The organism is Mesorhizobium sp. M1E.F.Ca.ET.063.01.1.1, assembly GCF_003998155.1.
Classification (GTDB): Bacteria; Pseudomonadota; Alphaproteobacteria; order Rhizobiales; family Rhizobiaceae; genus Mesorhizobium.
Genome location: NZ_RZSC01001025.1, coordinates 1 through 1,683, shown reverse-complemented (window position 1 = coordinate 1,683; position 1,683 = coordinate 1). Strand labels below are relative to the sequence as shown.

Annotated in this window: 1 protein-coding gene; it reads right to left on the bottom strand. The window is 65.5% G+C overall.

What is annotated here, in order from left to right; translation table 11 throughout:
* A partial coding sequence (locus EOA29_RS35570) for an indolepyruvate ferredoxin oxidoreductase subunit alpha (protein WP_145970015.1) occupies positions 1 to 1,683 on the bottom strand: 1,683 nt, incomplete at both ends.

Sequence of the window (1,683 nt, the reverse complement as noted above, 5' to 3'; positions counted from 1 at the left end):
GTCGCGCAGCGGATCGTCGAGCGACTTCACCGACAGCGACGGGCAGCCGGACAGCCGCATGCAGGCGTGGTCGCCGGTGCAGATGTCCTCGTCGACGCCGAATTTCGGCTTGACGATGCGCTCGCCCGCCTTGATCGCTTTGTCGACCAGCGGCTTCTCGCGGCGCTGGCGGTTGAGCATGCATTCCGACGAGGCGACGATGACCTTCGGCCCCTTCTCCTCTGTGGTCAGCGCCTCGCGCAACGCGGCTTGCATCTTGCCGACATCATAGGTGCGGTCGATGTGGCGCAGCCATTTGACGCCCATGCCCTTCACCGCCTCGGTGATCGGATGCTTGGTCGATTTCGTCCGGTTCGAGGCGCGCGAGGACAGGATGTCCTGGCCGCCGGTAGCGGCCGAATAGAAATTGTCGACGATGACGATGACACCGTCATTCTTGTTGAAGACGGCGTTGCCGATCGAGGACGTGAGGCCGTTGTGCCAGAAGCCGCCGTCGCCGACGAAGGAGATCGAACGGCGCTTGGCCTCCGGCGAGTTGAAGGCCGATGCCGAGGCCGGCCCAAGCCCGTAGCCCATGGTGGTGGCGCCGAGCTCGAAGGGCGGCATGATCGAGAACAGGTGGCAGCCGATGTCGGAAGCTATGTGGTGCTTGCCGAGTTCCTGCTCGACCAGCTTGGTCGCGGCGAAGATCGGCCGCTCGGGGCAACCGACGCAGAAGCCTGGCGGGCGGCCAGGAACGACATTGACGAGATCGGCGGTATCGACACCCTCGCCCAGCTTGTTCGGCGCGCGAACCTCGCCGGGCAGCAGATGCGGCGCATAGGCGCGGAGGAAGGAGCCAATGCCGTCGAGCATCACCTGGCCGGTATATTCGCCGGCCATCGGCAGATGCTCCTTGCCGACCAGCTTCGTGCCGCGCCCGGCCTTGTGCAGCATGGCGGCAAAGGCCTGCTCGATATAGTTGGGCTGGCCTTCCTCCACGACCAGCACCGCCTGCTTGCCTTCGCAGAAGGCGAGGAACTCGTCATCGACCAGCGGATAGACGGCGTTGAGCACATAGAGCGGCACGTCGGTGTCGCCATAAGTGTCGGCGAGGCCGAGCCGCTGCAGCGCGCGGACGACGGAATTATACATGCCGCCCTGCATGACGATGCCGACGGAGCCGTGGTCCGAACCGAATATCTCGTTGATCTTGCGCTCGCGGATGAAGTTCACGGCCGCCGGCCAGCGCTTGGCGACCTTCTCCTTCTCGTGCAGGAAGGAAGCGGGCGGCAGCACGATGCGGCCGGTGTCGCGGCGCGGCGCTGCAAGCGCATCGGCGACCGACATTGGCGGGCGCTTGTTGTCCTTGGCGATGAAATGGCCATGGACATGGCAGCAGCGGATGCGCACCTGCAGCATGACCGGCGTGTTCGACGCCTCCGACAGCTCGAAGCCGTCCTCGACCGCCTTGACGATGCAGGGCAGGTTCGGGCGCGGATCGAGCAGCCAGACCTGGCTCTTCATGGCAAAGGCATGGCTGCGCTCCTGCATGATGGAGGAGCCCTCGCCATAGTCCTCGCCGACGATGATCAGCGCGCCACCGGTGACGCCGCCCGAGGCGAGGTTTGCCAGCGCGTCGGAGGCGACGTTCGTGCCGACCGTCGACTTGAATGTGGCCGCGCCCCGGATCGGGTAATGCAC